This window comes from Dyella sp., from assembly GCF_035503745.1.
Lineage (GTDB): Bacteria > Pseudomonadota > Gammaproteobacteria > Xanthomonadales > Rhodanobacteraceae > Dyella_B.
This window is the reverse complement of sequence record NZ_DATJTC010000025.1, coordinates 1-25,818: the sequence shown is the minus strand read 5'-3', so window position 1 is coordinate 25,818 and position 25,818 is coordinate 1. Positions and strand designations below refer to the sequence as shown.

Here is a 25,818-nt window from a genome sequence, read left to right as displayed (position 1 = left end):
CTGGGATCGTCATGAGGATGTGAATTCCGCCCAATAAAACTGTAAACACGGCCTCAGTGCAGTAATGGCGACAGTTTCGGCCATACCGTATCGAGCACAATCGGCTCGCCCGCGGCCACCGGGTGCAGGCCGTCTTCCTGCATCAGCGCCGGATTGAGCGCCACCCCTTCCAGCAGGAAGGGCACCAGCGCCGTGTGCTTGTCCCGCGCCAGGTCCGTGTAGATCGCACGCAGGCCATCGCGATACTGCGGGCCGTAGTTCACCGGCAGCTCGATGCCCAGCAGCAGCACCTTGGCGCCGGCGTGCTGGGCGGCATCCACCATCGCGGCCAGATTGCCGCGCAAATCGCCCAACGGCAGCCCACGCAAGCCATCGTTGGCGCCCAGCTCGATCACCACGATACGTGGATGATGCTGTGTCAGCAGGGCCGGCAGGCGGTTGCGTCCGCCGAGCGAGGTTTCGCCGCTGATGCTGGCATTGATCACCGTCCAGCCCGGCTCCATGTTTTCAAGGCGTACTTCCAGCAGATGCACCCAGCCCGCTTCCACGGGAATGTTGTGCGCGGCGGAAAGCGAATCCCCCATTACCAGCACGGTCTTTGACGGCGCCGCCTGCAGCGCTCCGATCCCGCCAAGCAAAATCAGCAAGCCACAAAGGAAACGACGCATGACAGGCAGTTCTCATCCGGTTATCGACGTTCGCGATGTTAGCAAGTCGGTCAATGGCCCCGAAGGGCGGCTGGATATCCTCAGCGACGTCGCGATGCAGGTGAACGGCGGCGAAAGCTTCGCCATCGTGGGCGCCTCCGGGTCGGGCAAGACCACCCTGCTGGGCTTGCTGGCCGGCCTGGACACGCCCACGCGCGGCAGCATCCAGCTCGACGGCCATGCGCTGGAACAACTGGACGAGGAAGCCCGCGCGGACCTCCGCCGCCGGCTGGTGGGCTTCGTGTTCCAGTCCTTTCATCTGCTGCCGGCGCTGACCGCCGAGCAGAACGTGATGCTGCCGCTGGAGCTGGAAGGCAATCGGGCCGCGCGCGAAAAGGCGCGGACCGCACTTGAAGCGGTGGGCCTCGGCCCACGCCGCAGCTATTACCCCGCGCAGCTTTCCGGCGGGGAGCAACAGCGCGTGGCGATCGCGCGGGCCTTCGTGCACAGCCCGCGCGTGCTGTTCGCCGACGAGCCCACCGGCAACCTGGACCGGCGTACCGGGCGGCACGTATGCGACCTGCTGTTTGCCCTGAACCGCGACCATGGCACCACCCTGGTGCTGGTGACGCACGATCTGCCATTGGCCGAACGCTGCGCGCGCTGTGTCCAATTGCAGGAAGGCCGGCTGGAGCCGCTGGCATGAAGATCTGGCTATTGGCCCTGCGCAGCCTGCGGCGCGAATGGCATCTGCCGGAATTGCGCACGCTGGCGCTGTCGCTGGTGCTGGCGGTGGTCGCGCTGGGTGTGGTGGCGACGCTGACTGCACGTATGGAACGCGGCATGCTGGCCAGCGCGGCCGAGCTGATCGGCGGCGACGTGGGCATCTTGGCGCCGCAGCGCGTCCCCGATGCCTTTGCGCTGGCCGGCCGGCAACGCGGATTGGCCACGACGAACACGGCAAGCTTCCCCAGCGTGGCCTTCGCCCAGCAGCAAAGCCAGCTGCTCGACGTACTGGCTACCGATGCCGCCTATCCGCTGCGCGGCACCTTGCTGGTGGCCGACGCACAGGGGCGGCCGGTTGTACGCCATGGTCCGGCGGCGGGCACGGTGCTGCTCGATCATCGCGCGCTGATCGCCTTGCAGCGACGCGTCGGCGATACCGTGCAGGTGGGCGGGCGCGATCTGCGCATCGCGGGCGAACTGTTGCAGCAACCCGATGGCGGCGAACTGGTGGCGATGGCCCCGCGCGCGCTGATGAATCTGGGCGATGCCGAACGGGCGGGCCTGCTCGGCGTGGGCAGCCGCGCCCATCACAGCTTGTTGCTGGCCGGTACGCCGGCCGCGGTGCAGAGCTGGCGCGCCTGGGCGCAATCGGTGGCGTTGCCGCAAGGCGGCGAACTCATCACGCCCGAGCAGACGCAGGAACGGATGCGCAACGCGTTCGACCGTGCCGGCGCGTTCCTGCGCCTCACCGCCTTGCTGTCGGCGCTGCTGTCCGGCGTTGCCATTGCGCTGGCCGCGCAGCGCTACGCGCGGCGCAAGACCAGCGAAGTGTCCCTGTTGCGCGCGCTGGGCACCTCGCGCGCGCGGGTGCTTGCACTGTTGCTGGGCACCCTGGGCGGCGTGGCGTTGCCGGCGGCCCTGATCGGCGTCTTGCTGACGCTGGCGCTGGCGCAAGCGGCATGGGTGTTCGCCAGCCAGATGTTCGCCGGCGTGCCGACGGTGCTGCCGGTACTGCCCTCGCTGGCCGCGGCGGGCATGGGTATCGCCGTGCTGGGGGGCTTCGCCTTGCCGCCGCTGGTGCGGCTTGCCGATATCCCGCCGGTAGCGGTATTCCGCGCCAGCGTCGCGCGGCGGATACGGCGTTTCGACGCTTTGTATCTGATTCCCGCCGTCGTCGCGCTGGCACTGATTTGGAACCTCAGTGGATCGGCCCGGCTCGCCGGCATTCTGGCCGCCAGTCTGCTGGGCGTGGCGGTGGTCGCGGCGCTGCTTGCCGCGTTGCTGCTTTGGATCGCGCGACGCGTCACACCGGGCGGCCATCCCGCGCTGCGCCTGGGCATGGCCGCGCTGGCGCGCCGTCGCGGCTTGAGCATCGTGCAGGCCACGGCGCTGAGCCTTGGCCTGACGGCGCTGCTGCTGCTTGCCATCGTCGCCCCGGCACTGCTCGACGGCTGGCGCCGTGAATTGCCGGCCGACACGCCCAACTGGTTCGTGCTCAATCTGCAGGACGACCAGCGCGCCGATTTCGCCAAGACGCTGGCGCGCATCGGCGCCAACCAGCTGAACATGATGCCGCTGGCGGTGGGCAAGCTCACCGCGATCAACGGCCGGCCGATCGACACGATGCACTTCAAGGACGAGCGCGCCAAGGAATGGTCCGACCGCCAGTTGCGGCTGTCGTGGTCCGACCGGCTGCCGCCTTCGAACACAGTGATCGCCGGCAGCTGGTTCGCGCCTCATCCGCAGGAGGCCCAGGTATCGGTGGATACGATGTGGCGCGACATGTACGCGCTGAAGCTGGGCGACACCATGCGCTTGGATGTGGGCGAAGGCCAGCTCGATGCGCGCGTCACCAGTTTCCGCCATGTCGACTGGACCACTTTCCGCGTCAACTTCTTCCTGCTGGTGGACCCTGCGCATGCCGATGCCTTGCCGCACAGTTGGATCGCCAGTTTCTATCTCGGGCGCGGCAACGCCCAGGCGCTGGCAGGGCTGTCGCGCGACTATCCGAACCTGAGCCTGGTCGATGTCGATGCCTTGCTCGATCGCGTGCGCGACATCGTGCAGCGCGTAACCGGTGCGGTGCGCTGGGTACTGGGTTTTAGCCTGTTGGCCGGCGCACTGGTGCTGGCGGCCGCGCTTGCGACCAGCGGTCAGGAGCGTCGCCATGAAGCGGCCCTGTTGCGCACGCTCGGCGCGCGGCGAGGTCTGCTGCGCATCGCCGCCGCGTGCGAGTTCGCCTTGCTCGGGCTGATCGCGGGAGCGACGGCCTCATTGGGCGCGATGATCGGCGGATGGTGGCTGGGACGCAGCGTGTTCCACATCAAGGATTTCATGCCGCATGCGCTACCGCTGGCACTGGCTGCGCTGGCCGCGGCCCTCGTGGTGATGTTGCTGGGGCTCGCCGGTACGCGCAAGGTGACCCATACCCCACCGATGCGCTTGTTGCGCGCGGAGTAAACAGCGGCAAGGGTGCCTGCGCCTTGAGCGATGAATCGCCGGCAGCGCCTGCCCCGGATTCGACCCCGCGCAGGGCTGGGGACGGGTCGCGCGCTTGCCGCAAGCTTGAAGGGCCTGGCCCGTATCAGCCGTCCCTGCCGGGCCGGTCGCGATGAATGTGCGGTGCGCAGGCTTGGACCAGCGTTCCGCACCTGTTCTCCGAAGCAGGTACGATGCGACTTCCCTTATCGATCAGGACGGCGTATGTACACGCTCTACTATTCCCCCGGCACCGCGAGCATGGTCGTGCATCTGGCCCTGCTGGAAATCGGCGCCGACTACGAGCTGAAGCTGGTCGATATCGAACAAGGCGCGCAGCACGACGCCCAATATCGCAAGCTCAATCCATGCGGCCACGTGCCGACGCTCGTCATCGATGGACAGCCGGTGTGGGAATCGGTGGCGTTGCTCACCATCCTGGCCGAACGCCATCCTCAAGCGAAGCTGATACCGCCCGCCGGCACGCCCGCGCACAACGCCTGGCTGCAGTGGTCGGTGTATCTGAGCAACACGTTGATGTCCAGCTACCGCTTCTGGTTCTACCCGCGGGAGCTGGGCAGCGAGGAACATTCGCCGGCGATTCGCGCAGCGCTGCAAAACAAAATAGAAAAAGTGTGGGACCACCTCGACACCCATCTGTCGGCGCACGGCCCATATATGCTCGGCACGGAGTTTTCGGGTATCGACCTGCTACTGATCATGCTGCTGCGCTGGTCGCGCAACATGCCCCGCCCCGCCACCGAGTGGCCAGCGCTGAAGCGCTTCGCCGAACTGATGCGCGCACGCGAGAGCTGGAAACGGCTTTACGAACTGGAAGGCTTGAGCACGTGGTGATTCCATCCGCGATGCGCCGCCCATGACTGGCGACACCACGCCCGCGCACCGCTGGCGCAACCGCTTGAAGCACGAGTGGTTGCTGCTGCTGTTCACCGCGCTCACCCTGGTGCTGGCGATCGCCGACCCGCAGCCGTTGGCGGCCTATCGGCGATGGCTTCAGCTGCCCACGCTCGCGGGCCTGCTCGGCTTGCTGATCGCGATCCAAGGCATCCGCGACAGCGGCCTCATCCAGCGGTTCGCCGGCATGCTGGTGGCGCGCATGCATTCATTGCGCACCGTCGGCCTGTTGCTGGTCGGCATGACGGCCGTGCTGTCGACGGTACTGACCAACGACGTGAGCCTGTTCCTGATGGTGCCGCTGACCGTGGCGATCGGCAGCCTGTCCAACCTGCCGGTCCTGCGCATGGCGGTGCTGGAAGCCCTGGCGGTGAACGCGGGCTCCACCCTCAGCCCGATCGGCAATCCGCAGAATCTGCTGATTTGGCAATACGGGCGGATTGCGCTGCTGTCGTTCGTGGGCCACATGCTGCCGGCGGCCGGGGTGATGTTTGTGCTGGTCGCGCTGCTGACCTGGCTGTGGCTGCCCAGGGAACGCGTGACCCTGCAGGCACAGAAGCTGGACGGCCACGCGATTTCGGTATCGCTGGCGCTGCTTTCGATCGTCAGCCTGGCGATGATCGTATTGATGATGGAGCGCGGCCATGCACTGCTGGGCGCGCTGCTGCTGATCACGCCGTTTGCGTTGTTTTCCTGGCGCAGCCTGGTGCAGATCGACTGGCTGCTGATGGCCACCTTCGCGATGATTTTTCTCGGGCTCGGCCATTTTGCCGCGCTGCCGATCGTCAACCACGCGATGGACAGGATCGACTTCAACCAGCCGTTGACGCTCTATCTGAGCGGCATCGTCAGTTCGCAGCTGATCAGCAACGTGCCGGCCACGGTGCTGCTGCTTGAGCGTGCGCAAGATCCCATGGCGCTGGCAGTGGCGGTGAATGTCGGCGGTTTCGGCATCGTGATCGGATCGCTGGCCAACCTGATCGCCTTGCGCCTGGCAAAACAGCCGCATGCGATGCGGCTGTTTCACCAGGTTTCCATTCCGTTTTTGCTGATTTGCGCGACGCTGGTGTACGTGGCGATGCGGCTGGTTTGATCAGTCGTCGTCGCGGTCGCGCGGCACGCTCACCCTGCCGGCGATGTTGTTGTGCGACACATCGCCGCTGCCCTTCGCGCCGACGGTCAGATCGCCGCGCACGTTATCGACGTTCAGATCGCCCGAGCCGAGCGTGCCCACGTTGACGCTGCCGTCCACCGTGTCCAGCACCACGTCGCCGGAACCCACGCTGCCGATCTGCACGTTGCCGTGGACGAGGCGTGCCTTCAAATCGCCTGAACCGACCGACCCTGCCTGCAAGCTGCCGACGTCGCTGATCTCGACGTCGCCCGAGCCCGCCGCAACACTGACGGGGCCCGTGATGTGATCGATATGCAGGTCGCCCGAACCGGTCTGCGCATCCAGTCGCGACAAGTTGCTGATGTAGGCGTCGCCGGAACCGGCCGTTACCGTCACGGGCATGTTCGACGGAAGGCGGACCTGCAGGTCGAGGTATTCGTAGCTGATGCCGAACACACCCACATTGAATGTGCGCGACTGGCCGACGTCGACGATCAGCTGGTCGCCTTCGCGGTGCGAAGTGACCTGCAGGTTGTCCAGCGCCGACTGCGAGGACGCACAGGCGCGGCCGTTGAGCTCCAGCGCGGAGGCGCCGCCGTTGCCCATCAGGTGCATGTCGTGGCTGTGCAGTTCGATCTGCACGCCGCGTATGCCGGTCAGGTCTTCGTGCAGGTTTCGCTGCGCCGAATAACGGCACTCGCTGGCCGCGGCGGTCAGCGGAACCAGCACGAGGGGAAGCAACAAAAGAATGCGGCGCATGCAGAATCTCCGGTGAATGTACGGCGGTGAGATGCCGGCCGGGCGCAAAAGGTTGAACCTCCCCAGCCCGGCGCCGATGATCGCCCAAACCGCCCATGCGCCGCCCCTGCCGGTTTGTGCCGGAGCGGGCGGTCAGGAGCCCCGCTCTTGGGCCTTGACCTCTTGCCAGAGGGCTTCCTGCGCAGCCAGGTCCGACGCCGAGAGGGGCTGGCCGCGCTCGCCGGCCAGCGCTTCCATCCGGCGGAACCGGCGCTCGAATTTCGCATTGGCGTGTTTCATGGCGCGGGCGAAATCGACCTTGGCGTGCCGGGCCAGGTTCACCGCCACGAACAGCACGTCGCCGATCTCGTCCTCCAGCCGGGCCGGATCCGCGCCGGCCTCGAACTCGGCCTGCACTTCGGCCAGCTCCTCGTGCAACTTGCCGACCACCGGCCGGTGGTCAGGCCAGTCAAAGCCGACCGTGGCGGCGCGCTGCTGCAGCCTCAGCGCGCGCTGCCATTCGGGCTGGCCGTACGAGATGCCGGCCAACGCGCTGTCGTCGCGCGCTTCGCCCTTGGCCGCGCGCTCGCTGGCCTTGATCGCGTCCCATGCGCGCTTTTGCTCGTCCAGGTCCGCATAGGCGACGTCGCCGAACACGTGTGGATGGCGGCGGCGCATTTTGTCGCTGATCGCATGCGCAACGTCGTCGAAATCGAACAGCCCCTGTTCGCTGGCCATCTGCGCGTGGAACACCACCTGCAACAGCAGATCGCCCAATTCGTCGCGCAGGTCGTGCCAGTCGCGGCGGTCGATGGCATCGGCCACTTCGTAGGCCTCTTCGACCGTGTAGGGCGCGATGGTGCTGAAATCCTGCTTCACATCCCACGGACAGCCGCGCTCGGGATCGCGCAGGCGCGCCATGATCGCCAGCAGGTCCTGCAGGTTGTAGCGAGTGGCTTCGCTCATGGCAGGCCGGCATCGCGCATGCGCGCGGTCCAGTCGATACCGGTGTCGCCTACCGCCAGGAATTCGGGATTGAGCAGCGATTCGCCGCGGTTGTAGCGCAGCGGCCGCCCTTGCAGATCGAGCACGGCGCCGCCGGCTTCTTCCAATACGCATTGCGCCGCGGCGGTGTCCCACTCGCTGGTCGGCCCGCGCCGCAGGTAGGCATCGGCCGCGCCCCGCGCGATAAGGCAGAACTTGAGCGAGGAGCCCAGCGGCTGCAACTGGTAGTCCTCGCCCAGCAGGCGGCGCATGACCGCTTCGGCCATGCCGCCGTGCGAACGGCTGCCGGCCGCCACGGGCGGATGGGCCAACTGACGCGCATAGATGCGCTCCCAGGCGTCATCGGCCTGCGGCTGCCACCACGCGCCGTGTCCGCGCACGGCAGCGAACAGATCGCCGGTCACCGGCGCCAGCACCACGCCCATCACCGGTTCGCCGTTGTCGATCATGGCGATGTTGACGGTGAATTCGCCGTTGCGCTTGACGAATTCGCGCGTACCGTCGAGCGGATCGACCAGCCAGTAGCGCGACCAGCCGCGGCGCGTTTCCCACGGCAGCTGGCTGGCCTCTTCCGACACCAGCGGCAGCATCGGATCGAGCTGCGCCAGGCCGGCGGCGATCACCGTCTGTGCGGCAAGATCGGCGGCGGTGAGCGGCGAGTGATCGTCCTTCACTTCGACATCGAAGTCTTGGCGATAGACGTCCATGATCGCTTCGCCGGCACGGCGCGCCAGCGCGGCGATTTCCAACGACAGCGGATGATCGAAAAGGTCGCTCACGATAGCTGAAGCCGTCCAGCCAGGTATTCGCGCGCCAGGAACAACGCGGCGATGGAGCGGCCTTCGGTGACATCCCCGCGCGCCACCAGCGTATGCAGGTCGGCGAGCTTCCAGGGCACCACTTCCAGCGGTTCGGGCTCGTCGCCCTCCAGGCGTTCGGGGTAAAGATCCTGCGCCAGCACCACGTGCGCCATGTGCGTCATGTACGAGGGCGACAGCGACAGGTTGTGCAGAATCTTAAGTTTGCGCGCGCCGTAGCCCACTTCTTCCTTCAATTCGCGGTCGGCGCCCTGCTCTACCGTTTCGTCGCGATCCAGGCGCCCCTTGGGCAGGCCCAGTTCATAGCGATCCACGCCAGCGCCGTATTCGCGCACCAGCAGCACGGTGTCGTCCTGGAGTATCGGCACGATGATCACCGCGCCCAGGCCGCTGCCCTTCAAGCGCTCGTAGGTGCGGCGTTCGCCGTTGGAAAATTCCAGGTCCAACTGCTCCACGTGCAGGAAGCTGCTGGTGTTGGATTGGCGGGTGGCATGGATGATGGGATAGCGTGGCATCGGAGCATTGTAATGGCTTTTTGCCCACTCCCGGCCCGGGCAACGGCCCGGGCAACGGCTCAGACAAGGGAAAACCGTCGCAGCGCCTGCGCGTGGATGGCCGGGGTACCCGCCAGTACGCTGCGCGTGCCTAGCGTGAGCGCGCCGCCCTCCAGATCGGTGAAGACGCCGCCGGCCTCGCGCACGATCACCGCCAGCGCCGCGACGTCCAGGATGTTCACGTCCGACTCGATCACCAGATCCAGGCCGCCGCGCGCCAGCAGATGGTAGTGGCAGAAATCGCCGTAGCCGCGGATGCGGTTGCTGTCGCGAATCAGTGCCCCCAGCGCCTGCCAGCGCGCATCGCCGGTAAGCGTCTTGACGTTGCCGATGGAGATCGACGTCTGCGCTATGTCGTGGGTCGGCGCCACGTGCACGCGTTCGCCGTTGAACCAGCAGCCGCCGCCCGCGCTCGCCCACATCGTTTCGCCGTACACAGGCGCGCTGGAAACGCCCAACACCAGCTCGCCCCGGTGCATCAATGCGATCTGGGTGGAAAAAAAGGGCGTGCGTCGCACGAAGCTCTTGGTGCCGTCGAGCGGATCGACCAGCCACAGCAAGCCGTCGCGATCGCCATCGAGCCCGAACTCCTCGCCATAGATCGCCGCCCCCGGCAACGCGGGGGCCAGCACGGCGCGAATCGCCTGTTCCGCTTCGCGGTCGGCGACGGTGACGGGCGTGGCGTCGGACTTGATCTCCACTTCCACGCCACGGCGCCAGTAATGGCCGATGACCTCGGCGGCGGCCTCCGCCGCTTCGCGCGCCGCTCTCAGCGCCGCATCCCATTGCTGCTCGTTCATGGATTTCCCGTCGTCTCATTGAAGGCGTTAAGGCCGCCACGATAGCGCAGTTGCACGCCTCCGTCCGGACCGGGCGGCGCCAACGTCTGCAACCAGTGCAAGAGTGCCCGATTGTCGCGGCGCGGCTTCAGATTCACCTGCACGTCCCAGCCGAGCGGACTGAAGGATAGCCGTCCAGCCGTCCGTAAGGGACCGCCTCCATCGTCGTCCAGGCTTGCCCGCAACACGCCATCCCTTCCGCTGATATGAATGGACATGTTGCCCAACGCGATCGCCCCCTTTGCCGTGCGCAACGCCGCCTGCGACCATGTCCCGGCCGCATCCACCTGCAGCGGCCAATAGCCTTGCAGCTGTGCCTGTGCAATGTGCAGCACCAACGTGCCCGCCGGTTGTCCGTGCAGCCATGGCTGCACGCCGAGCAAGGCGGTATCGATGTGAACGGTGACGTCGCGCCACTCGTCCAGATGGGACGACAGGCGCTGCATCCGTCCTTGCAGTTGGAACTGGGGCTGGCGCAGGTCAAGGCCGAGCTGGATGTCACCCCACAGCGCGCGCCGCGAAAGCGTCCAGGCCACGCTGCCCAACTGCGCGCGGCCGGGGACGGACACCCGGCCGGCACGCCCCTGCCACAGCAGGCCGCTGACATCGCTCAGCCGCACGCCCTGCAGGCGCGATTGCAACAGCCACAATGCCAGCCGTGCCGGCATGAACCACACCAGCACAGCCACCGCCAGAACGAGCACGGCCAGGCCGGCCAGTACGCTACGCAGTTGTTTCATCCACTCTTTTCCGCGCCGGGTCACGGTGACGCTTGAGCGGCACCGCCACTGCCCCGATCATAGCCCGATGACCGACCTCACCGAAGCCAACGCCGCCCTCGCCCGGCGCGACCTGCAGCACATCTGGCATCCCTGCACCCAGATGCACGATCACGAACGCGTTCCGATGGTACCCATCGTGCGCGGCGAAGGCCCCTGGCTGATCGATGCCGACGGGCGCCGCTATCTGGATGGCATTAGCTCGTGGTGGACCAACCTGTTCGGCCACGCCAATCCGCGCATCGCGTCGGCGCTCGCGGACCAGGCAAAAACGCTCGAACACGTCATCTTCGCCGGCTTCACGCACCCGCCGGCCATCGCGTTGGCGGAGCAATTGGTCCAGATCACGCCGGCGGGGCTGGACAAAGTGTTCTTTGCCGACAACGGTTCGGCCGCCGTCGAAGTGGCGCTGAAAATGAGCTTCCACTACTGGTTGAACCAAGGGCACGGCGAAAAGACGCGCTTCATCGCCCTGACCGGCAGCTACCACGGCGAAACGCTGGGAGCGCTGTCGGTGAGCGATGTGGCGCTGTACCGCAAAACCTATGCGCCGCTATTGCTCACGCCGATTCTTGCGCCATCGCCCGATGCGTACGAAGGCGAACCTGGCGAGTCGGCCGAGCAGACGGCTATACGCCGATTGGAAGCCATGCGCCTGCTGCTGGAAAGGCATGCGCACGAAACGTGCGCGGTGATCGTCGAGCCGCTGGTGCAATGCGCGGGCGGCATGCGCATGTATCACCCCAGTTATCTCGCCGGCCTGCGCAAGCTCTGCGACCGCTACAACGTGCATTTCATCGCCGATGAAATCGCGGTGGGCTTCGGCCGCACCGGCACGATGTTCGCCTGCGAACAGGCGCAGGTCTCACCCGATTTCATGTGCCTGTCCAAGGGACTCACCGGCGGCACGCTGCCGCTGTCGGTGGTGCTGACGACACAGCACGTCTATGACGCGTTTTATGCCCAATACAGTGCCGGCAAAGCCTTTTTGCACTCGCACAGCTACACCGGCAATCCGCTGGCTTGCCGCGCCGCACTGGAAACGCTGGCGATCTTCCGCGACGAACCGGTGCTGGAGCGCAATCGCACGTTGTCGGCGCACCTTGCCGCGCGCCTTGCGCCCCTGCGCGATCATGCGCACGTGGCCGATGTGCGCCAGTCAGGCATGATCGCCGCGGTGGAACTGGTCGCGGACAAAGCCTCGCGCCGCCCCTTCCCCGCGGACGAGCGGCGCGGCCTGCGTGTGTTCCTGCATGGGCTGCAGCACGGCGCGTTGCTGCGCCCGCTTGGCAACATTGTCTACTTCATGCCGCCTTACGTGGTAAGCGAAAGCGACATCGACCGGCTCGTGGATGTCGCCCTCGAAGGCATCGCATGCGCCGTCAAGCCCTGATGCCTCAGTAGCCGGCTCCGTGAACGGTGATGCTCGGGTCCAGCCTCTCCAGCGCCGGCCCCAGCGTACGCTCGCCGGTGTTGTCGATATCGTCCTTGCTGTAGCTGCGCCCGATCACGGGCAGGCAATGACCCGGCCTGGGCGCAATCGCGCTGCCGGTGTCGAGGATGCAGTTGTGGTCGCCGGGCTTGATCGGCGACGGCCGGGCCTGCGCGCGGGTGGCGGGAGCGGGAGCGGCTGCCGCCGGGCTGGCGCTGGAGTGGCTGCTTTGCGCAGCGGCACCGGTCGTCGCGGCGATACCGGCGCTCAGCAGAACGGCGAGTGGGACGAACCTGGTCATGGGAGCAACCTCCTGCTCGCCAAGCGGGGATGGCGAGCATGCTGTGGACCCTTCCCATGCTGATCCCGCGCGAAGGCGGCCGCAAGACGTCTTTGCGTTGGCCGTGCCCTGCATTCACCTGAATGAACAACCCGCGCAGGCAGGTTGTATCCTCCATGGCGTGTTTGTCAGGGCCTGCTTACATTCTTGGCGTGGCCCGCGTCGCGTTGGAGTGGCCGCCATCCGGGGTCATCGCTCAGTCGTGTACGGACGTACACTCCCTCGCTCTTCCTTGGCTGGCGAGCAAACGGCTCCTGGCGCGCGCCATGCCAAGAGTGTAAACAGGCCCTAGGCATGACCCGTATGCGCACCACTCGCATCCACCTTGACCAACCCTTGTCCGTATCCACCGAAGTGTCGCTGCCGCCGCAAGCGGCCGAGCATGTGGCGCGCGTGCTGCGCATGAACGCGGGCGACACGCTGACCATGTTCAATGGCGACGGCCACGACTATGGCGCAACGCTCGTGGCGGTCGGCAAGCGCGAGGTGCTGGTGCGCATCGACAACCGTGAAGCGGTCGCCAACGAATCGCCGCTGCACCTCACGCTGGCCCAAGGCGTGGCGCGCGGCGAGAAGATGGATCTGATTGTGCAAAAGGCTACGGAACTGGGCGTGGCACGCATCGTCCCGCTGTTTACCGAGCGCTCGGAGGTGAAGCTCGACGCCGCGCGCGCGGAGAAACGCCTGCAACACTGGCGCGCGGTGGCGGCCAGCGCCTGCGAGCAGAGCGGACGCGTGCGCGTGCCGGAAGTGACGCAGGCGCAGGCACTGCCGGCATGGCTGGCGGGGCTTGCCGATGACGACACGCAACGCCTGGCGCTACTGCCGGAGGGTAGCCTGCGCACGCGCGAGGTGCGCTTTGGCTCACCGCGCGGCGTGCTGGTGGTTGGCCCGGAAGGTGGCCTGGGCGAACGCGACGTGGGCGCGTTGCGCGAAGCCGGCTTTCAAGGCCTGCGGCTGGGGCCGCGCATCCTGCGCACGGAAACGGCGGGGCTGGCGGCGCTGGCGGCCTTGCAGACGCTGCATGGGGATTTTTGAGCCCGCCGCATCTTGGCCGTGATCGTCTTTGCTTCGCCGCCAGTCGGGCCCAGGCCCAAGCTGAGGATGTCCGCGCGCGATCAGCTCGCCTGCAGCAACTGGGTGACGTCGCTCTCGATGCCTTCCAGATCCGGAATCATCGCCACATCGTCGCGCACCAGTACCTGCGCCTTCACCCCGCGCGGCAACGGCTTGCCATCGTGCGTGGGGATGATCAGCTCCGCATTGAGCGTGGTCAGGCGCGGAAAGCCCTGGGTGAGCACGGCGACGAACGGCAGCTCGGCGTTTTCGCCAAACGCCTTGAGCACGGCGACGCGCATGGACAATTCGCTATCGCCCTCCGGCGCACCGGCCAGCTTGGTGAACGACACCAGCGGCACGCGCCAGCCGCGCCATGCGATGCGGCCGAGCAACCAGTCCGGAGCGCCGGCCACGGGCTCGGGCGTAGTCAGGGTGATGACTTCGGCGACGGTGGCGTTGGGCAGCAGCAGGCGCAGATCGCCCACCGGCACAAGCACGCAACGGATTTCGCGGGGTAGTGGCTGTTCGCTCATCGGAAGTCCTCGACCAGCCGCACCGCAAGCTCCTGCGGCGAACCGGAAAAACTGGCCAGCCTTTCGGCCAGCACGCCATGCACCATGTCTGCATAGTGATCGTTGATGGACGATTCGACCCACACTTGTCCACCGCGATCGTGAATCGCCTGGGCACCGGCCACCGCATCGGTGGCTTGGCCTGAAAAGACGATCGCCACCGTATCGCGCCCGAACACATTGGCGGCCATGGTGAAACTGCTATCGATGGAAGGAGTCTGCTCGCTGGCTTCGTCGTTCGCCGCGGAAAGCTCCACGCGACCGTCGCGCAGGATGCGCACGTTCTGGCCACGCGGCACCAGCACCACTTCGCCCATTTTCGCGCGCATGCCCGCGGCGGCGACTTTTACCGGCAGCGGGCTCTCTTTGGCCAACGTCTGCGCCAGCTGGTCCGCCGACGTGCTGTTCTGGTGCTGGATCAGCAGAATCGGCAAACGCAGATTGCCCGGCAAGCCTGCCAGGAACGCCGCAAGCGAGGCTTGGCTGTCGCGTGCCGCACCCAGCACAAGCAAGCGCGCGAACGCGGCATCGAGCTCCTCCAGGCGGGTTTCCTGCGGCTCATACTCTTGCCTGGGGGCGATCGCTTCTTCGATCGACACCAACTCAAGCGACATGCTCGGCTCGATGGATTCGTCCACCGGCTCGGCCTCCGGCGCCAGATAGTCCGCCGCGCTCACTTTCTCCACGCCAAAGCGCTTGGCTGGCGTGTCTTGCGATGCGATGGGCGGGCTCAGTTCGCTGTCTTCGACAAATCCCCATTCCGGCGCGGCGGGTGTGGGCGTCTGCTGCGCAAGCGTGGCTTTTTCAATCGCCGGCGGGGTGAAGTCTTCGTCATCCAGCGCGGCCAGCGTCAGATGGTCGATATCGGCATGGAATGCCGGTGCATCGATCTTGATCGGTTGCGGCGCGGGCGATTCCAGTTCGAAGGAGGCTTCGGCATGGATGGCCGCATCGTGGGAGCCGAAGTCGCCATCGTGAAGCTCAGGCAGCGCGTCGTGCTCGCCGTATTTCAAGACGATGCCGTCATCCTCGTCCAGCAAGGGCGCCGATGACGCCACTTCGGCGGGCACATGGACATGCACAGCCTCCTCGTGCACGCCAAAGTCGCCATCGTGCAAGGCGGGCAGCGGATCGTGTTCGCTGTATTTCAGGCCGGAACCGAAATCGTCTTGCGGCGGATCCTCGGCATCGCCGGAGGCCAGCAACGCTTCCAATTCGGCCGCCAGGGTTTCGGTATCGGGGCTGGCTGGGTCGTGCACCAGCGCCACCTCATCGGCCGGATCGGCAACCTGCGAATCGAACGGCTCCAAGGCCGGTGCGTCGGTGGACACCTCGCTCGGCGCCTGCGCCGCCACCGGTTCCGCTTCCACCGGTACGGCGACGGGCGCATCGAACTGCCGCGCGTTATCCGGGCGCGGCGGATCGATGACGTCATAGTCGAGCACCTTCGTCACCAGGTGGCGCGCCCAGCGCGCGCGGTCCCAGCCGTCCAGACTCTTGCTGGCCTGTGCATCGTTGAACACGACCGGCATGTTGCCTGCATCGATCAGCCCGTAGATGCGGTCGAGCGTGGCGTCGTCCACGGCGTCGTCAAGATTGACCACCAGTACGTCTACACCCGCCTGGCGAAGCTGTTGTTCGTCGAAGCTGCTCAGCGGGCCTTCGTGCGCGATCTTCGCGCCGTGCTCGGCCAGCACGGTGCGAAGGTGACCTCCCAACTCCGCGTCGTCGAAAAACAACGCAACGCGCTTGTCACTCATTCACCGGCTCCCCCGCATGCTGCTCGAGGACTTCGCTGATCTGCGTCAACAATTCCGCTTCCTGGTAGGGCTTGCCGAGGTAGCGTTCCACGCCGATGTCGAACGCGCGCTGGCGATGTTTTTCGCCGGTACGGGACGTGATCATGATGATCGGCACGTGGCGGAAGCGCGCGTCGGCCTTCATCTGCGTGGCCAGCTCGAAGCCGTCCATGCGCGGCATTTCGATATCCAGCAGCATCAGGTCGGGGACGCGTTCGTGCAATTTCTCCAGCGCGTCCAGACCGTCCTTGGCGGTTTCCACTTCGTATTCGTGGCGTTCGAGCACGCGGCCGGTGACCTTGCGCATGGTGATCGAATCGTCCACCACCATCACCAGCGGCTTGGTGCGCACGTCCTCGATGACCGGCGCGGTGGTCGCATGCTGCAGGCCTTCGGCCAGGCGCTGTTCGCGGCGGCTGAGGCCATGGCGGACCAGCGGAGCCAGGTCAAGAATCACCAGCACCGAGCCGTCGCCCATGATGGTCGCGCCGAGAATGCCCGGCACCGAACTCACTTGCGGACCGACCGACTTCACCACGATTTCGCGCGAGCCGATCACCGCGTCGATGCGAATGGCCGCGCGCAGGTCGCCCGAACGGGTCAGCAGCAACGGCAGCTGTTCTTCATCGCCCACGTGGCCGGCATTCAAGCCGAGCAGTTCGGCCAGGTCGTGGATGCCAAAGTCCTCGCCGTTGTATTCGAACAGCGGGTTTTCGTCGGCCATCCGGCGCGCCAGTTCGTCCGGCGTGATGCGTGCGACACCCTGCACCGACGTCATCGGAATGGCGAAGGTGGATTCGCCGATGCGCACCAGGATCGCCTGCGTCACCGCGAGGGTGAACGGCAGCCGCAGCACAAAGGTGGTGCCCTGCCCCTGATGCGACTCGATCGCCAGCGAACCGCCCAGCTGCTTGATCTCGTTGGCCACCACGTCCATGCCCACGCCGCGGCCGGCGAGCTGGGTGACGGTGCTGGCGGTGGAGAAGCCGGTCTGGGTGATCAACGCAAGCAACTGGTCGTCGCTCAGGCGCGTTTCCGAGCGCACCAGGCCGCGTTCGATGGCGCGGTTGCGGATCGCCTCGCGGTCCAGGCCGCGACCATCGTCGCTCACGCGCACGACCACCTCGGTCGCCTCGCGCGCCACGCGAATGCGCACGGAGCCTTCTTGGGGCTTGTTGGCCTTGCGACGGTCGTCCGGCGCTTCGATGCCGTGCGCCACGGCGTTGCGCAGCATGTGCTCGAACGGCGCCTTGATGCGGTCGAGCAGGTTGCGGTCCATTTCGCCGTGCGCGCCTTCCACGTATAGCTGGGCGCTCTTGCCTTCTTCCTGAGCGGCCTGGCGCAGCGTGCGGCGCAGGTTCGGCACCATCGTGTCGAACGGCAGCATGCGCGTGCGCAGCAGGCCCTCCTGCAGTTCCGAACTTACGCGCGACTGCTGGATGAGCAGCGTTTCGGCCTGGCGGGTCAGTTCGTCCAGCATGCTCTGGATGGAGACCAAGTCCGATACCGATTCGGCCAGCGCGCGCGAGTATTGCTGCAACTGGGAGAAACGGTCCAGTTCGAGCGGATCGAACACGCCGATGCCCGCTTCGCGGTGCTCGCGCTGGAAGCGCGCGATGATCTGCGCTTCGGTTTCGATTTCGAGCATGCGCAGCTGGCCGCGCAGACGCGACACGGTCTGTTCCAGTTCGACCAGGTTGAAGCGGTAGGCCGAAACCTGCTGCTCCAGGCGCGAACGGTAGATCGCCACTTCGCCCGCGTTATTGACCAGGTTGTCGAGCAGATCCGCGCGTACGCGAATCTGTTCCTGCGAGGTGCGCGCGACTTCTTCCGGCAACGCCTCTTCAGCCGGCAGCAGCGACGGCAGTTCCACCGCCGAGCTCGGTTGCGCCGCCACGGATGCAGGTGCGGCGTAGACGGACTGTTCGGCTTGGGCAGCCGCGGCGTGCTCCTGGTCCGAGCCACCCAGCAGGCGGTCGATCAATGCGCGTGGATAGGCGATGGCCTTGCCCTGCGATACGCGCTGCACCAGGCCGTGCATCTGGTCGAACGCCACTTCGAGCATGCCGATCAGCGGACCGGTGCGTTGCGGATCGATGCCCTGCGAGCGCTCCAGCAAGGTTTCGATGGCGTGGCTCAAATCGCCCACCGGCGTCAGGCCGGCGATGCGCGCGCCGCCCTTGAGCGTATGCAGGGCACGCAGCAGACCCGACATGTGTTCGACTTCGGTCGGCTCGGCGTGCCATCTGGCCAGCAGACCGTCGGCGTCGTCCAGAATCTCGCGCGCCTCTTCGCTGAAGATTTCCAGCAAGTCCGGATCGATGTGGCCAAAGCTCATCAGCTCGCCGATCGGCGCGGTTTCGGCGAACTCCTGCACGGGCTCGGCCGCGACAGGCTCTTCGTGCGGCGCGTGCGCCACCGGCTCGAGCGTTGCCTGGGCTGAGGTTTCTTCGATCGCCGCCTCTTCCATGGAGGCATCTTCGATCGAAGATGCTTCAATCGGCGTTTCTTCGATCAAGCTGTCTTCGGTTGGCGCCTCACTGACGGCCGGCTCTTGGACCTGTTCGTGCGCCAGCTCCTGCGTCAGTTCTTCCAGCGGCAATGCGGCCGGCTCTTCGATGGGCTCGTTGGCGGCAACGAAGGAGACGTGATGCTCCGCCGATGCGGGCTCCTCCTGCGTGGCGGCGGAGAAATGCTCCGGCTCCAGCGCTTCCAGGCTGGCCAGCAACTCGGCAAATTCCTGTTCCTCGCGGCTGGACTCGTGCGCCTGATGCGCTTCATGCGCATCCTGTGCGCCGCCCGCGTCGTGTCCGGCAAGTTCGGCCAGCAGTCCGGCGGTAAAATCGTCGGTGTCGGGTTCTTCGTGCGACGCTGCCTGGTCGATAGAGCCGACGTCGGCGCCATCTTCAACGGCGTCGTGCTGAAGCTGCTCGAACGTGAGGTGTTCGGACGGCGGCGTGTGCTCGACGTGTTCGGGTTCCACCTCGCGCCGCTCGAACACCACGTGCGCCATCTGCGGCTCGGGCTGGTGATCGCGCAATTCGCACAGGCGCGCGATCAGCGTCGACGCATCGGGCAATTGCGGATGCGGCGTGTCGAACTGGGCCATCACCTCGTCCACCACGTCCGCGCTTTGGCGCAGCAGGCGCACGCCTTCCACGGACAGCGGCTGGCCCGCCGCGCGCAAGCGTTTGAGCAGGCTTTCCAGCGGCGAGAGCAGATGGATCAGCAGCGGAATATCGACCATCGCGATCGCACCGTGCAAGGTATGCACGGCGCGCAGCAGGCCATCTTCCACCGGCAATTCGCCGTCGGCGAAGTTCGCGGCGTTGCGGATGGTCTGCAGGTACTGCGCCACTTCGCTGCGCAGGATTTCCAGCAGTACGGGGTCTACCGGCGGCAACACCGGCTCGTGGAAGCTGTCGGCGAACGACAGCTCCAGCGGCTCTTCCGCCGGTTGCGCGGCGGCGACGGAATGATCGGTGTGGGTGGCGACCGGAATCGAGCCGATGGCCGCATCGATGCGCGGCACGCGACGACGCACGGTACGGCGCACCGTCTCCGTGCTGCCGGTGGTCGCGAACTGCTCCACCGTGGCCTGCTCGCCGGCGGCAAGCTGGTCGGCGGCGTGCATGATCGCGCTCAGCGGCGCCGTGGGCAGCTGGCCATCCTTGAGCATCGCCAGCAACTGCGGCAGTGCCTCGATGGCGTGGCCCACCAGGGCCTGCACGCCTTCGTGCGGCTGGATGGTGCCGTCCAGCACGCGGTTGAGCATGTTTTCCACACGCCAGGAGAATTCGCCCAGCACGGCGGCGCCGACCAAGCGGCCGGAGCCCTTCAAGGTGTGGAACGAGCGGCGGATCGGGGTGAGCTCGGTAAGCTGCGCCGGATCGGCCAGCCACGCCTGTTGGGCCTGGCGCAGGTTGTCGATCTCCTCCTGCATTTCTTCCAGGAAGATTTCGCGGATGTCGTCGTCGATGCCTTCGGTGCTGACCTGGAAGCCGGCACTGGCCGCCAGCGGGTCGGCCGCCGACACGCGCTCTTCGATTTCTTCTTCGATTTCGACCCAGTCGCCTTCGTCGCCGCCGGACAACGCCGTGGCGGGTTCGGTTTCGACCAGATGCAGGCCGGTGAGATCGTGCGCCAGCGGCGCCGGCGTTTCGCTGCTGCCGATGAACAGCCCGCTTGCGTCGTCGCCGTGCGCCAGGCTGACCGGCTCGTTGAGCACCGGTACCGGCGCTTCGTGGCGCGCATCGCGTGGCGCCTCGGGCTCGTGCTCGGGCAGCGCCCTGGCCGCCGGCGGCGGCCAATAGCCCAATCCGCCAAGACTATGCTCGGCCACGTCGAGAATATGCTCCAGGCCGCCGCGATGTTCGCGCGCGGCTTCCAGGTAGTACTCCAGCGCGGCCAGTGCGTCGGCAAGCTGGTCCATCTGCGCGCTGCTTGGCACGCGCTGATCCACGCACAGCTCGTTGCCGATGAAGCGACCCACGCCTTCGGCGATCTGCGCCGGGCGCGGCGAGGAGAGCATGCGCATCGCGCCGGCCACCTCGTCCATCAGCGCCGGCAGCGCATCGAGCTGATCGTGCTGCCAGCCCGACTCGACGAAAGCGACGATGCCGTTCTTGACCCTGCCCGTGTTGGCCACCGCCTCGTTCATCAGCGTGGCCAGAATGTGCCGCGCCTCGCTGCGCGGCAGCATCGAGGAGGGTTGTTCCGGGGTGGCTTCGCTTTCTGCGCCCAGGCTTTCAATGTGGTCGTCGAGCGAAGCTTCGACGTAGAGCAGCGCACCGGCGACGTCGAGCAGCGACTCTTCGTCGGGACTGCGCATGCGGTTGGAGATTTCCTCCAGCACGCGGCGCTGTTCGTTGATCACGCGACGCGGCACGTTGAGCGCCAGCATGCCCAGCGTATCGCCGACGCGCTCGAGCACCTCGGCCTGCGCGCTAAGCTGCGCCGGATCGGCGTCGGCCTGGCGCAAGAACAGATCGAGCGCTTCCTTCACGCGCAACAGGTCGTCTTTCAGCGCGCGCGCCACCGAATCGAGCAAGGCGCGGTTGTGGCCGCTCATCGAACCGCGCGCGTGCTCCAGCTCGCCCGCGTCAGGCACCAGGCCATCGAGGTTGTAGGTCTGCGCCAGCTGCAGCATCTGCGGGCTGCGCTGCTTGGACTGCGCGACGATGTAGAGCAGTTTGCGCGCCAGATCGTCGGCGTCGCCGCCCTGCAGGCTTTCTTCGCCCTGCTCGATCAGCTGGCGGATACTGCGGTCGACCCGGCCGATCAGCTGGCGCACTTCGCCCGCATGGCCTTTCAGCATGCCGTGCTCAAGGCCTTCCAGCACACCCGCAGCAATCCACCACAGGCGGCGGCCCGGGATAGTTACGCAGCGTGCGGCGATCGCGCTGAGGGTCTTGCGCATGGCAGGCAGCTGGTCGCCGGCACCTTGGCCGCGGAACCAGGCCAGCATCTGCTGCTGGAAGCGCAGGCGCAGTTCGGCGATCTCGCCTTTGTGGCGCTGCGCATCGGCCGCATTGGCGGCGGCCGGTGCCTGCGGCGGCAGCGGCGCATCGAGATTGGGCGTAAACAGCGCCGATTCGCTTAAAGGTTCCTGATCGCGGCTGGCCCTTAGTTCGTTGAGCAGCGGCAGCAGCACCACCGGTACGTCGCGGTGGCCTCCGGAAAGGCGCTCCAGATAGTCGGGCAACTGCATCAGGCCGCGCATCAGCGCGGCGTAGGCGTCCTCGCGATTGCGCACGTGGTCTTCGAGCAGCGAGATGGAGAGTGTTTCCATCTCCTCGGCCACCATCGCGGCGCCGTAGAGCTCGACCATGCGCAAGGTGCCCTGCACCTGGTGCAGGCTGTCCGCGCACGAGCGCATGACGTCGCGCTCACCAGGGTTGTCGACGTAAGACTCCAGCGCCTGACGGGCAAGCGCAAGGGTCTCGTCAAGCTCCGGCTTGACCCACTGCAGGGTTGTGAAATCGATGTGGTCTTGAAGTCTCATGCGCCCCCCTCAGCGGCTGCGATTGCTTTTTTTCGCATCACGCAACCGTCGAGGTTGCCCTCTTGTTATGGCCCGATGTCAACCCGGCAGCTTGAAGTGCGCCACCGAACGGCGCAGATCGCTTGCCAACTGTGCCAGGTAACCGATCGATTCCGCCGTCTGGCTTGCGCCCTGCGACGTCTGCGAAGTGATTTCCTGGATCGCGTTCATGGATTGGGAAATATCCGTCGCAGCGATGGATTGCTGGCGCGCGGCGGTGGAGATGTTTTGAATCAGTGCCGACAGGTCGTGCGACACGCGTTCGATGTCGCCCAGTGCGCTGCCGGCGTCCTCGGCCTTGCGTGCACCGGCCACCACTTCGGCGGTGGTCTGTTCCATCGAGTTCACCGCTTCGTTGGTGTCGGACTGAATCGTCTGCACCAGCGTTTCGATTCGCTTCGTGGCGCTGGCCGAGCGTTCGGCCAGGCGCTGCACTTCGTCGGCCACCACCGCGAAACCGCGGCCCGCCTCGCCGGCCGATGCGGCCTGGATGGCGGCGTTCAAGGCCAGGATGTTGGTCTGCTCGGCAATGTCGTTGATCAGTTCCACGATCGAGCCGATTTCCTGGGAGGATTCGCCCAGGCGCTTGATACGCTTGGAGGTTTCCTGGATCTGGTCGCGAATGGAGTCCATGCCGGAAATCGTCTCGCGCACCACTTCGGCACCGTGCGAGGCGATCTGCACCGAGCGCTCGGCCACGTCGGCCGATTCGGCGGAGTTCTTGGACACCGTGTCCATGGAACTGGCGATCTGGTTGATGGCGGTGGTTGCCGTGCTGATGCGATGCGCCTGGTTTTGCGCGGCATCGGCCAGATGGCGTGCGGTGGTCTGCGTTTCCTGTGCGGAGGACGACACCTGCTCGGAGGTTTCGTTGATCGTCGTCACCAGGGTGCGCAACTCGTCGATAGCGTAGTTCACCGAGTCGGCGATCGCGCCGGTGATGTCCTCGGACACCGTGGTCTTCACCGTCAGGTCGCCTTCGGCGAGCGAACCCATTTCGTCCAGCAGGCGCATGATCGCCTCCTGGTTGCGCTGGTTGAGTTCGGTACTTTCACGCACGCGGCGACGCTGTTCGTAGAAGATGCTCACGATCAGCACCACCGCGAACAACACCGCGCCGATGGCGGCCAGCACGCCCCACCACACATTGGGGAACAGGCGGCGCTGCGGCATCAGGCGGATCTGGTCGGCCAGGTCGTTGGCGCGCAGCAGCACGTTGGACGAATCGAGCGAAGCCTGGTTGCCGGCGCTTTTCACTTCGGCAATGTTGCTGGCCGCCGCGACGAGCTTGGCGATCGGATCGCTCAGCTTGTCCCAGTCGCCCTGCATCTGCGAAAGGATCTTGCGCGCATTGGCGTCGCCCAGCTGCTGCACGCCCATGCCCTGGTTGCCTTGCAACAGGCCCTTGAGCACTTCGCCGTAGTTCTGCGAGTCGCGCGAGAGGCCGTCGGCGGAAGCCTGTTCGGATTCGCCGCCCTGCAGCACCTCCTGCACGCGGCGCGTCACGCGGTCGGCCAGCAGCATCTGGCGGGAAGCGCCGAGCATTTCGTCCGCGCTGGTGCCCTTGCGCTGCTGCAGGATGTTGACCACCTGCTCCATGTTGGAGTTGAGCAGCGGCAGCTGCTTGGACAGGTCATCGGCATGCTGGGTCGAATCGAGCACGACCTGCTTGTTGGAAAGAATCTTGCCGATATCCCCGTCCAGCGATTTCCACGCATCGGCCAGCTTGGCCACGGAGCGGCCGGTGGCGGTGAGGTTCTTGTCCGCGTAGGGTTTCATGCCCGTCTTGGCGTCGCCGTTGACCAGGCGGTTCACCGCCGAATCGATCGTGTCGCGCGCGTTCTCGAGCTCGGCGAACGAGTCGGGGTTGCCGCCGGACGCTTCCAGCGCGTATTTGGCGGTCTGTTGCGATAGCACCTGGATCTGCGTCGTCAACGCAATCGCCTGCTGGTCTTCACCGCTCTTCGAGATCAGGAGGAAGAAATCCACACCTGCGAAGACGATAAACACTATCAGCAAGACCAGTGGCGCGGTAAACGCTCGCTCCGCGCGGTTGCCCCCTGTCGTGCTCATTCTATTCACCTCACCCGTGTACTACCCGGTTATCAACCGTCGCTTTGTCGCCGAACCCGACCACTCCCGTCGCCGGTCCGACACGTACTTGTTTAGGCCGCCGCCTGACGGAAATCAGGCGCACGCACCAACTTGCCCATGCTGAACAGCGCCAGGTGCTGTCCGTCCACATCCACGCGATCGTCCACGAAGCGGGTCAGGCGCGGATCGTCCTCGGCCTGGGCCTCGCGGCGCTGTTCCATGTCCACTGTGCGCTGGCCGAACACTTCGTCCACCAGCAAGGCGACGTTGCCGCCGCCCTGGCGCACTACCAGCAGGCGTGTGCGCTCGGTGTGCTGGGTGCGCTCGCTGAACAGAAAGCGCGCCATGTCGATGACCGGCATCAGGTTGCCGCGCACGTTGGCCACGCCCAGCAGCCATGGCTTGGTGCCAGGCACGGGCGTCAGCGCCGGCACCGCCAGCAGTTCGTTGATCTCTTCGATACCGCTTACGAACAGGCGGGCGCCTGCGCGGTAGCCGATGCCGCGCCACAAGCCCGGCGCCTCAAGGCGCTCCTGCGTTCCCGACGCATGCGCGAGGGAAAGCCGCTCGTAGCGGGCGAGGATCTCGAACGGGGTCTGGGCGGCTGTCGCTGTCATGCTCACCTCACGCCGCGTTGGGCAAAAGCTCGTCGATGCATGCCAGCAGCTCCTTCTCGTTCACCGGTTTGGTGATGAACGCCTTGGCACCCTGGCGCATGCCCCACACCCGGTCGGTTTCCATCGACTTGGTGGTGATGATCACGATCGGCACGTTCGCGGTGGCCGGGTCGCGCGTAAGCGTACGCGTGGCCTGGAACCCGTTCATGCCCGGCATGATGACGTCCATGATGACAAGGTCGGGCTGGGTGGCGCGCACCCGCTCGATGCCATCTTCGGCGTTGTTTACGGCATCGACGCGATGGCCGGCGCGCTCGAGCAGCGTGGTGAACACGCGCACGTCGGTCGGCGAATCGTCGATGATCAAAATATTGGCCACAGCGCCCCCTTTAGATGCTGCAGTCACTGGTTTTAAACCGTGCTGACATGGCGATGAATGGCACCGAGCAGTTCATCGCGCGTGAACGGCTTGGTGAGATATTGCTCGGCGCCGACGATGCGGCCGCGCGCTTTGTCGAACAGACCGTCCTTCGAGCTCAGCATGATCACCGGCGTGGCTCGGAATTGCGGGTTGTTCTTGATCAGCGCGCAGGTCTGATAACCGTCCAGCCGCGGCATCATGATGTCCACGAAGATGATCGACGGTTTCTGGTCGGAAATCTTGGCCAGCGCCTCGAAGCCATCGACGGCGGTGAGCACGTCGCAGCCTTCCTTCTTAAGCAAGGTTTCCGCCGTGCGGCGGATGGTCTTGGAGTCATCGATCACCATGACCTTCAGACCAGCCAGGCCGTTCGTAGCTACATTCAAGTTCACTTAACCCCCCCTGCTGCCTGCCCCAGGCTCAGGTACGTCATCCGATAAGCAGCAAATGGGCCACGCACCGGACGCGGATGAAAAATTCCTGCTCAACCTTTCTCTTCGGTGTCCGATCTACGTCGGGCACTCCGTCGTTGCTGTTTACTGCCTGAGCGGTCTTCCGTCAAGGAAAAAACGTTGTGGCGGGGGGGCTTATCACCAAAACCGCGAACACAAATGTGAAAGAAGACCCACCGCGGCACCTTCTGACAAACCAGTGTCCCTGCGCTGCCCAATTGCGCCTGCGGACCCTTGTGGCCTCCGACCACCTCGGCGAACATGCACGCCCCACTCGCCAACGGAACCGCCATGCCCCGCTCGGTCGCCGTGCTGATGGATCCCATCGGCAGCATCAAGATCGCCAAGGACACCACCTTCGCCCTGCTGCTGGAAG

Annotated in this window: 22 protein-coding genes; 7 read left to right on the top strand and 15 right to left on the bottom strand. The window is 65.9% G+C overall.

The features are described from left to right. Nucleotides 1-53: 53 nt before the first annotated feature. Nucleotides 54-668, bottom strand: a complete 615-nt coding sequence (locus VME63_RS09450) for an arylesterase (RefSeq protein WP_325432610.1) — start codon at nucleotides 666-668, stop codon at nucleotides 54-56. Here VME63_RS09450 and VME63_RS09445 point away from each other — a divergent pair. The 4 genes from VME63_RS09445 to VME63_RS09430 all read left to right on the top strand — a co-directional run bounded on the left by VME63_RS09445 (nucleotide 667) and on the right by VME63_RS09430 (nucleotide 5,859). Further along, on the top strand, nucleotides 667-1,353 hold the full coding sequence (locus VME63_RS09445) for an ABC transporter ATP-binding protein (RefSeq protein ID WP_325432608.1): 687 nt from the start codon (nucleotides 667-669) through the stop codon (nucleotides 1,351-1,353). The genes VME63_RS09450 and VME63_RS09445 overlap by 2 nt on opposite strands. Beyond that, entirely contained in the window at nucleotides 1,350-3,833 is a 2,484-nt protein-coding gene (locus VME63_RS09440; protein WP_325432606.1) for an ABC transporter permease, read from the top strand. The genes VME63_RS09445 and VME63_RS09440 overlap by 4 nt, the downstream gene beginning before the upstream one ends. Nucleotides 3,834-4,076: 243 nt before the next feature. Further along, on the top strand, nucleotides 4,077-4,706 hold the full coding sequence (locus VME63_RS09435) for a glutathione S-transferase family protein (RefSeq protein WP_325432604.1): 630 nt from the start codon (nucleotides 4,077-4,079) through the stop codon (nucleotides 4,704-4,706). 22 nt (nucleotides 4,707-4,728) lie between these two features. Then, nucleotides 4,729-5,859 carry an SLC13 family permease gene (locus tag VME63_RS09430; RefSeq protein ID WP_325432602.1) on the top strand — a complete coding sequence of 377 codons (1,131 nt, stop codon included), beginning with the start codon at nucleotides 4,729-4,731 and terminating at the stop codon, nucleotides 5,857-5,859. Here VME63_RS09430 and VME63_RS09425 read toward each other — a convergent pair whose 3' ends face one another. The 6 genes from VME63_RS09425 to gspN all read right to left on the bottom strand — a co-directional run bounded on the left by VME63_RS09425 (nucleotide 5,860) and on the right by gspN (nucleotide 10,574). Next, a complete protein-coding gene (locus tag VME63_RS09425) occupies nucleotides 5,860-6,639 on the bottom strand; it encodes a DUF4097 family beta strand repeat-containing protein (protein WP_325432600.1) in 780 nt (259 codons plus the stop codon). A gap of 132 nt (nucleotides 6,640-6,771) precedes the next feature. Next, nucleotides 6,772-7,584: a nucleoside triphosphate pyrophosphohydrolase gene (gene mazG, locus VME63_RS09420; RefSeq protein WP_325432598.1), complete on the bottom strand. Its 813-nt coding sequence runs from the start codon at nucleotides 7,582-7,584 to the stop codon at nucleotides 6,772-6,774. After that, nucleotides 7,581-8,402: a 3'(2'),5'-bisphosphate nucleotidase CysQ gene (gene cysQ, locus VME63_RS09415; RefSeq protein ID WP_325432596.1), complete on the bottom strand. Its 822-nt coding sequence runs from the start codon at nucleotides 8,400-8,402 to the stop codon at nucleotides 7,581-7,583. The genes mazG and cysQ overlap by 4 nt, the downstream gene beginning before the upstream one ends. After that, nucleotides 8,399-8,956 (bottom strand): ADP compounds hydrolase NudE, encoded by a 558-nt coding sequence (gene nudE / locus VME63_RS09410; protein WP_325432594.1) that lies wholly within the window; start codon nucleotides 8,954-8,956, stop codon nucleotides 8,399-8,401. Before nudE ends, cysQ begins: the two co-directional genes overlap by 4 nt. 59 nt (nucleotides 8,957-9,015) lie before the next feature. Continuing rightward, nucleotides 9,016-9,795: an inositol monophosphatase family protein gene (locus VME63_RS09405; RefSeq protein WP_325432591.1), complete on the bottom strand. Its 780-nt coding sequence runs from the start codon at nucleotides 9,793-9,795 to the stop codon at nucleotides 9,016-9,018. Continuing rightward, the gene (gene gspN / locus VME63_RS09400) at nucleotides 9,792-10,574 is read right to left on the bottom strand and encodes a type II secretion system protein N (RefSeq protein ID WP_325432589.1); all 783 of its coding nucleotides are present in this window, start codon (nucleotides 10,572-10,574) and stop codon (nucleotides 9,792-9,794) included. Before gspN ends, VME63_RS09405 begins: the two co-directional genes overlap by 4 nt. A gap of 67 nt (nucleotides 10,575-10,641) precedes the next feature. Here gspN and VME63_RS09395 point away from each other — a divergent pair, with 67 nt between their 5' ends. Further along, nucleotides 10,642-12,006 carry an adenosylmethionine--8-amino-7-oxononanoate transaminase gene (locus tag VME63_RS09395; RefSeq protein WP_325432588.1) on the top strand — a complete coding sequence of 455 codons (1,365 nt, stop codon included), beginning with the start codon at nucleotides 10,642-10,644 and terminating at the stop codon, nucleotides 12,004-12,006. 4 nt (nucleotides 12,007-12,010) lie between these two features. On the opposite strand, the gene VME63_RS09390 is transcribed toward VME63_RS09395, so the two are convergent. Next, on the bottom strand, nucleotides 12,011-12,346 hold the full coding sequence (locus VME63_RS09390) for a hypothetical protein (protein ID WP_325432587.1): 336 nt from the start codon (nucleotides 12,344-12,346) through the stop codon (nucleotides 12,011-12,013). A gap of 342 nt (nucleotides 12,347-12,688) precedes the next feature. On the opposite strand from VME63_RS09390, the gene VME63_RS09385 reads away from it, so the two are divergent. After that, on the top strand, nucleotides 12,689-13,423 hold the full coding sequence (locus VME63_RS09385; RefSeq protein ID WP_325432586.1) for a 16S rRNA (uracil(1498)-N(3))-methyltransferase: 735 nt from the start codon (nucleotides 12,689-12,691) through the stop codon (nucleotides 13,421-13,423). 80 nt (nucleotides 13,424-13,503) lie between these two features. Here VME63_RS09385 and VME63_RS09380 read toward each other — a convergent pair whose 3' ends face one another. From VME63_RS09380 to pilG, 7 genes are all read right to left on the bottom strand, one after another. Further along, nucleotides 13,504-13,977: a chemotaxis protein CheW gene (locus tag VME63_RS09380; RefSeq protein WP_325432584.1), complete on the bottom strand. Its 474-nt coding sequence runs from the start codon at nucleotides 13,975-13,977 to the stop codon at nucleotides 13,504-13,506. Beyond that, nucleotides 13,974-15,776 (bottom strand): chemotaxis protein CheB, encoded by a 1,803-nt coding sequence (locus VME63_RS09375; protein ID WP_325432583.1) that lies wholly within the window; start codon nucleotides 15,774-15,776, stop codon nucleotides 13,974-13,976. The genes VME63_RS09380 and VME63_RS09375 overlap by 4 nt, the downstream gene beginning before the upstream one ends. Next, entirely contained in the window at nucleotides 15,769-21,819 is a 6,051-nt protein-coding gene (locus VME63_RS09370; protein ID WP_325432581.1) for an Hpt domain-containing protein, read from the bottom strand. Before VME63_RS09370 ends, VME63_RS09375 begins: the two co-directional genes overlap by 8 nt. 78 nt (nucleotides 21,820-21,897) lie before the next feature. After that, entirely contained in the window at nucleotides 21,898-23,931 is a 2,034-nt protein-coding gene (locus VME63_RS09365) for a methyl-accepting chemotaxis protein (RefSeq protein ID WP_325432579.1), read from the bottom strand. A gap of 92 nt (nucleotides 23,932-24,023) precedes the next feature. Beyond that, nucleotides 24,024-24,569, bottom strand: coding sequence for a chemotaxis protein CheW (locus VME63_RS09360; RefSeq protein ID WP_325432577.1), 546 nt, complete (start codon nucleotides 24,567-24,569; stop codon nucleotides 24,024-24,026). Between the two features lie 7 nt (nucleotides 24,570-24,576). Beyond that, entirely contained in the window at nucleotides 24,577-24,948 is a 372-nt protein-coding gene (locus tag VME63_RS09355; protein WP_115477449.1) for a response regulator, read from the bottom strand. A gap of 32 nt (nucleotides 24,949-24,980) precedes the next feature. Further along, complete coding sequence (gene pilG / locus VME63_RS09350) at nucleotides 24,981-25,337, bottom strand: twitching motility response regulator PilG (protein ID WP_115477719.1); 357 nt, start codon at nucleotides 25,335-25,337, stop codon at nucleotides 24,981-24,983. Nucleotides 25,338-25,733: 396 nt separating this feature from the next. Here pilG and VME63_RS09345 point away from each other — a divergent pair. Then, a partial coding sequence (locus VME63_RS09345) for a hypothetical protein (protein ID WP_325432910.1) occupies nucleotides 25,734-25,818 on the top strand: 85 nt, incomplete at its 3' end.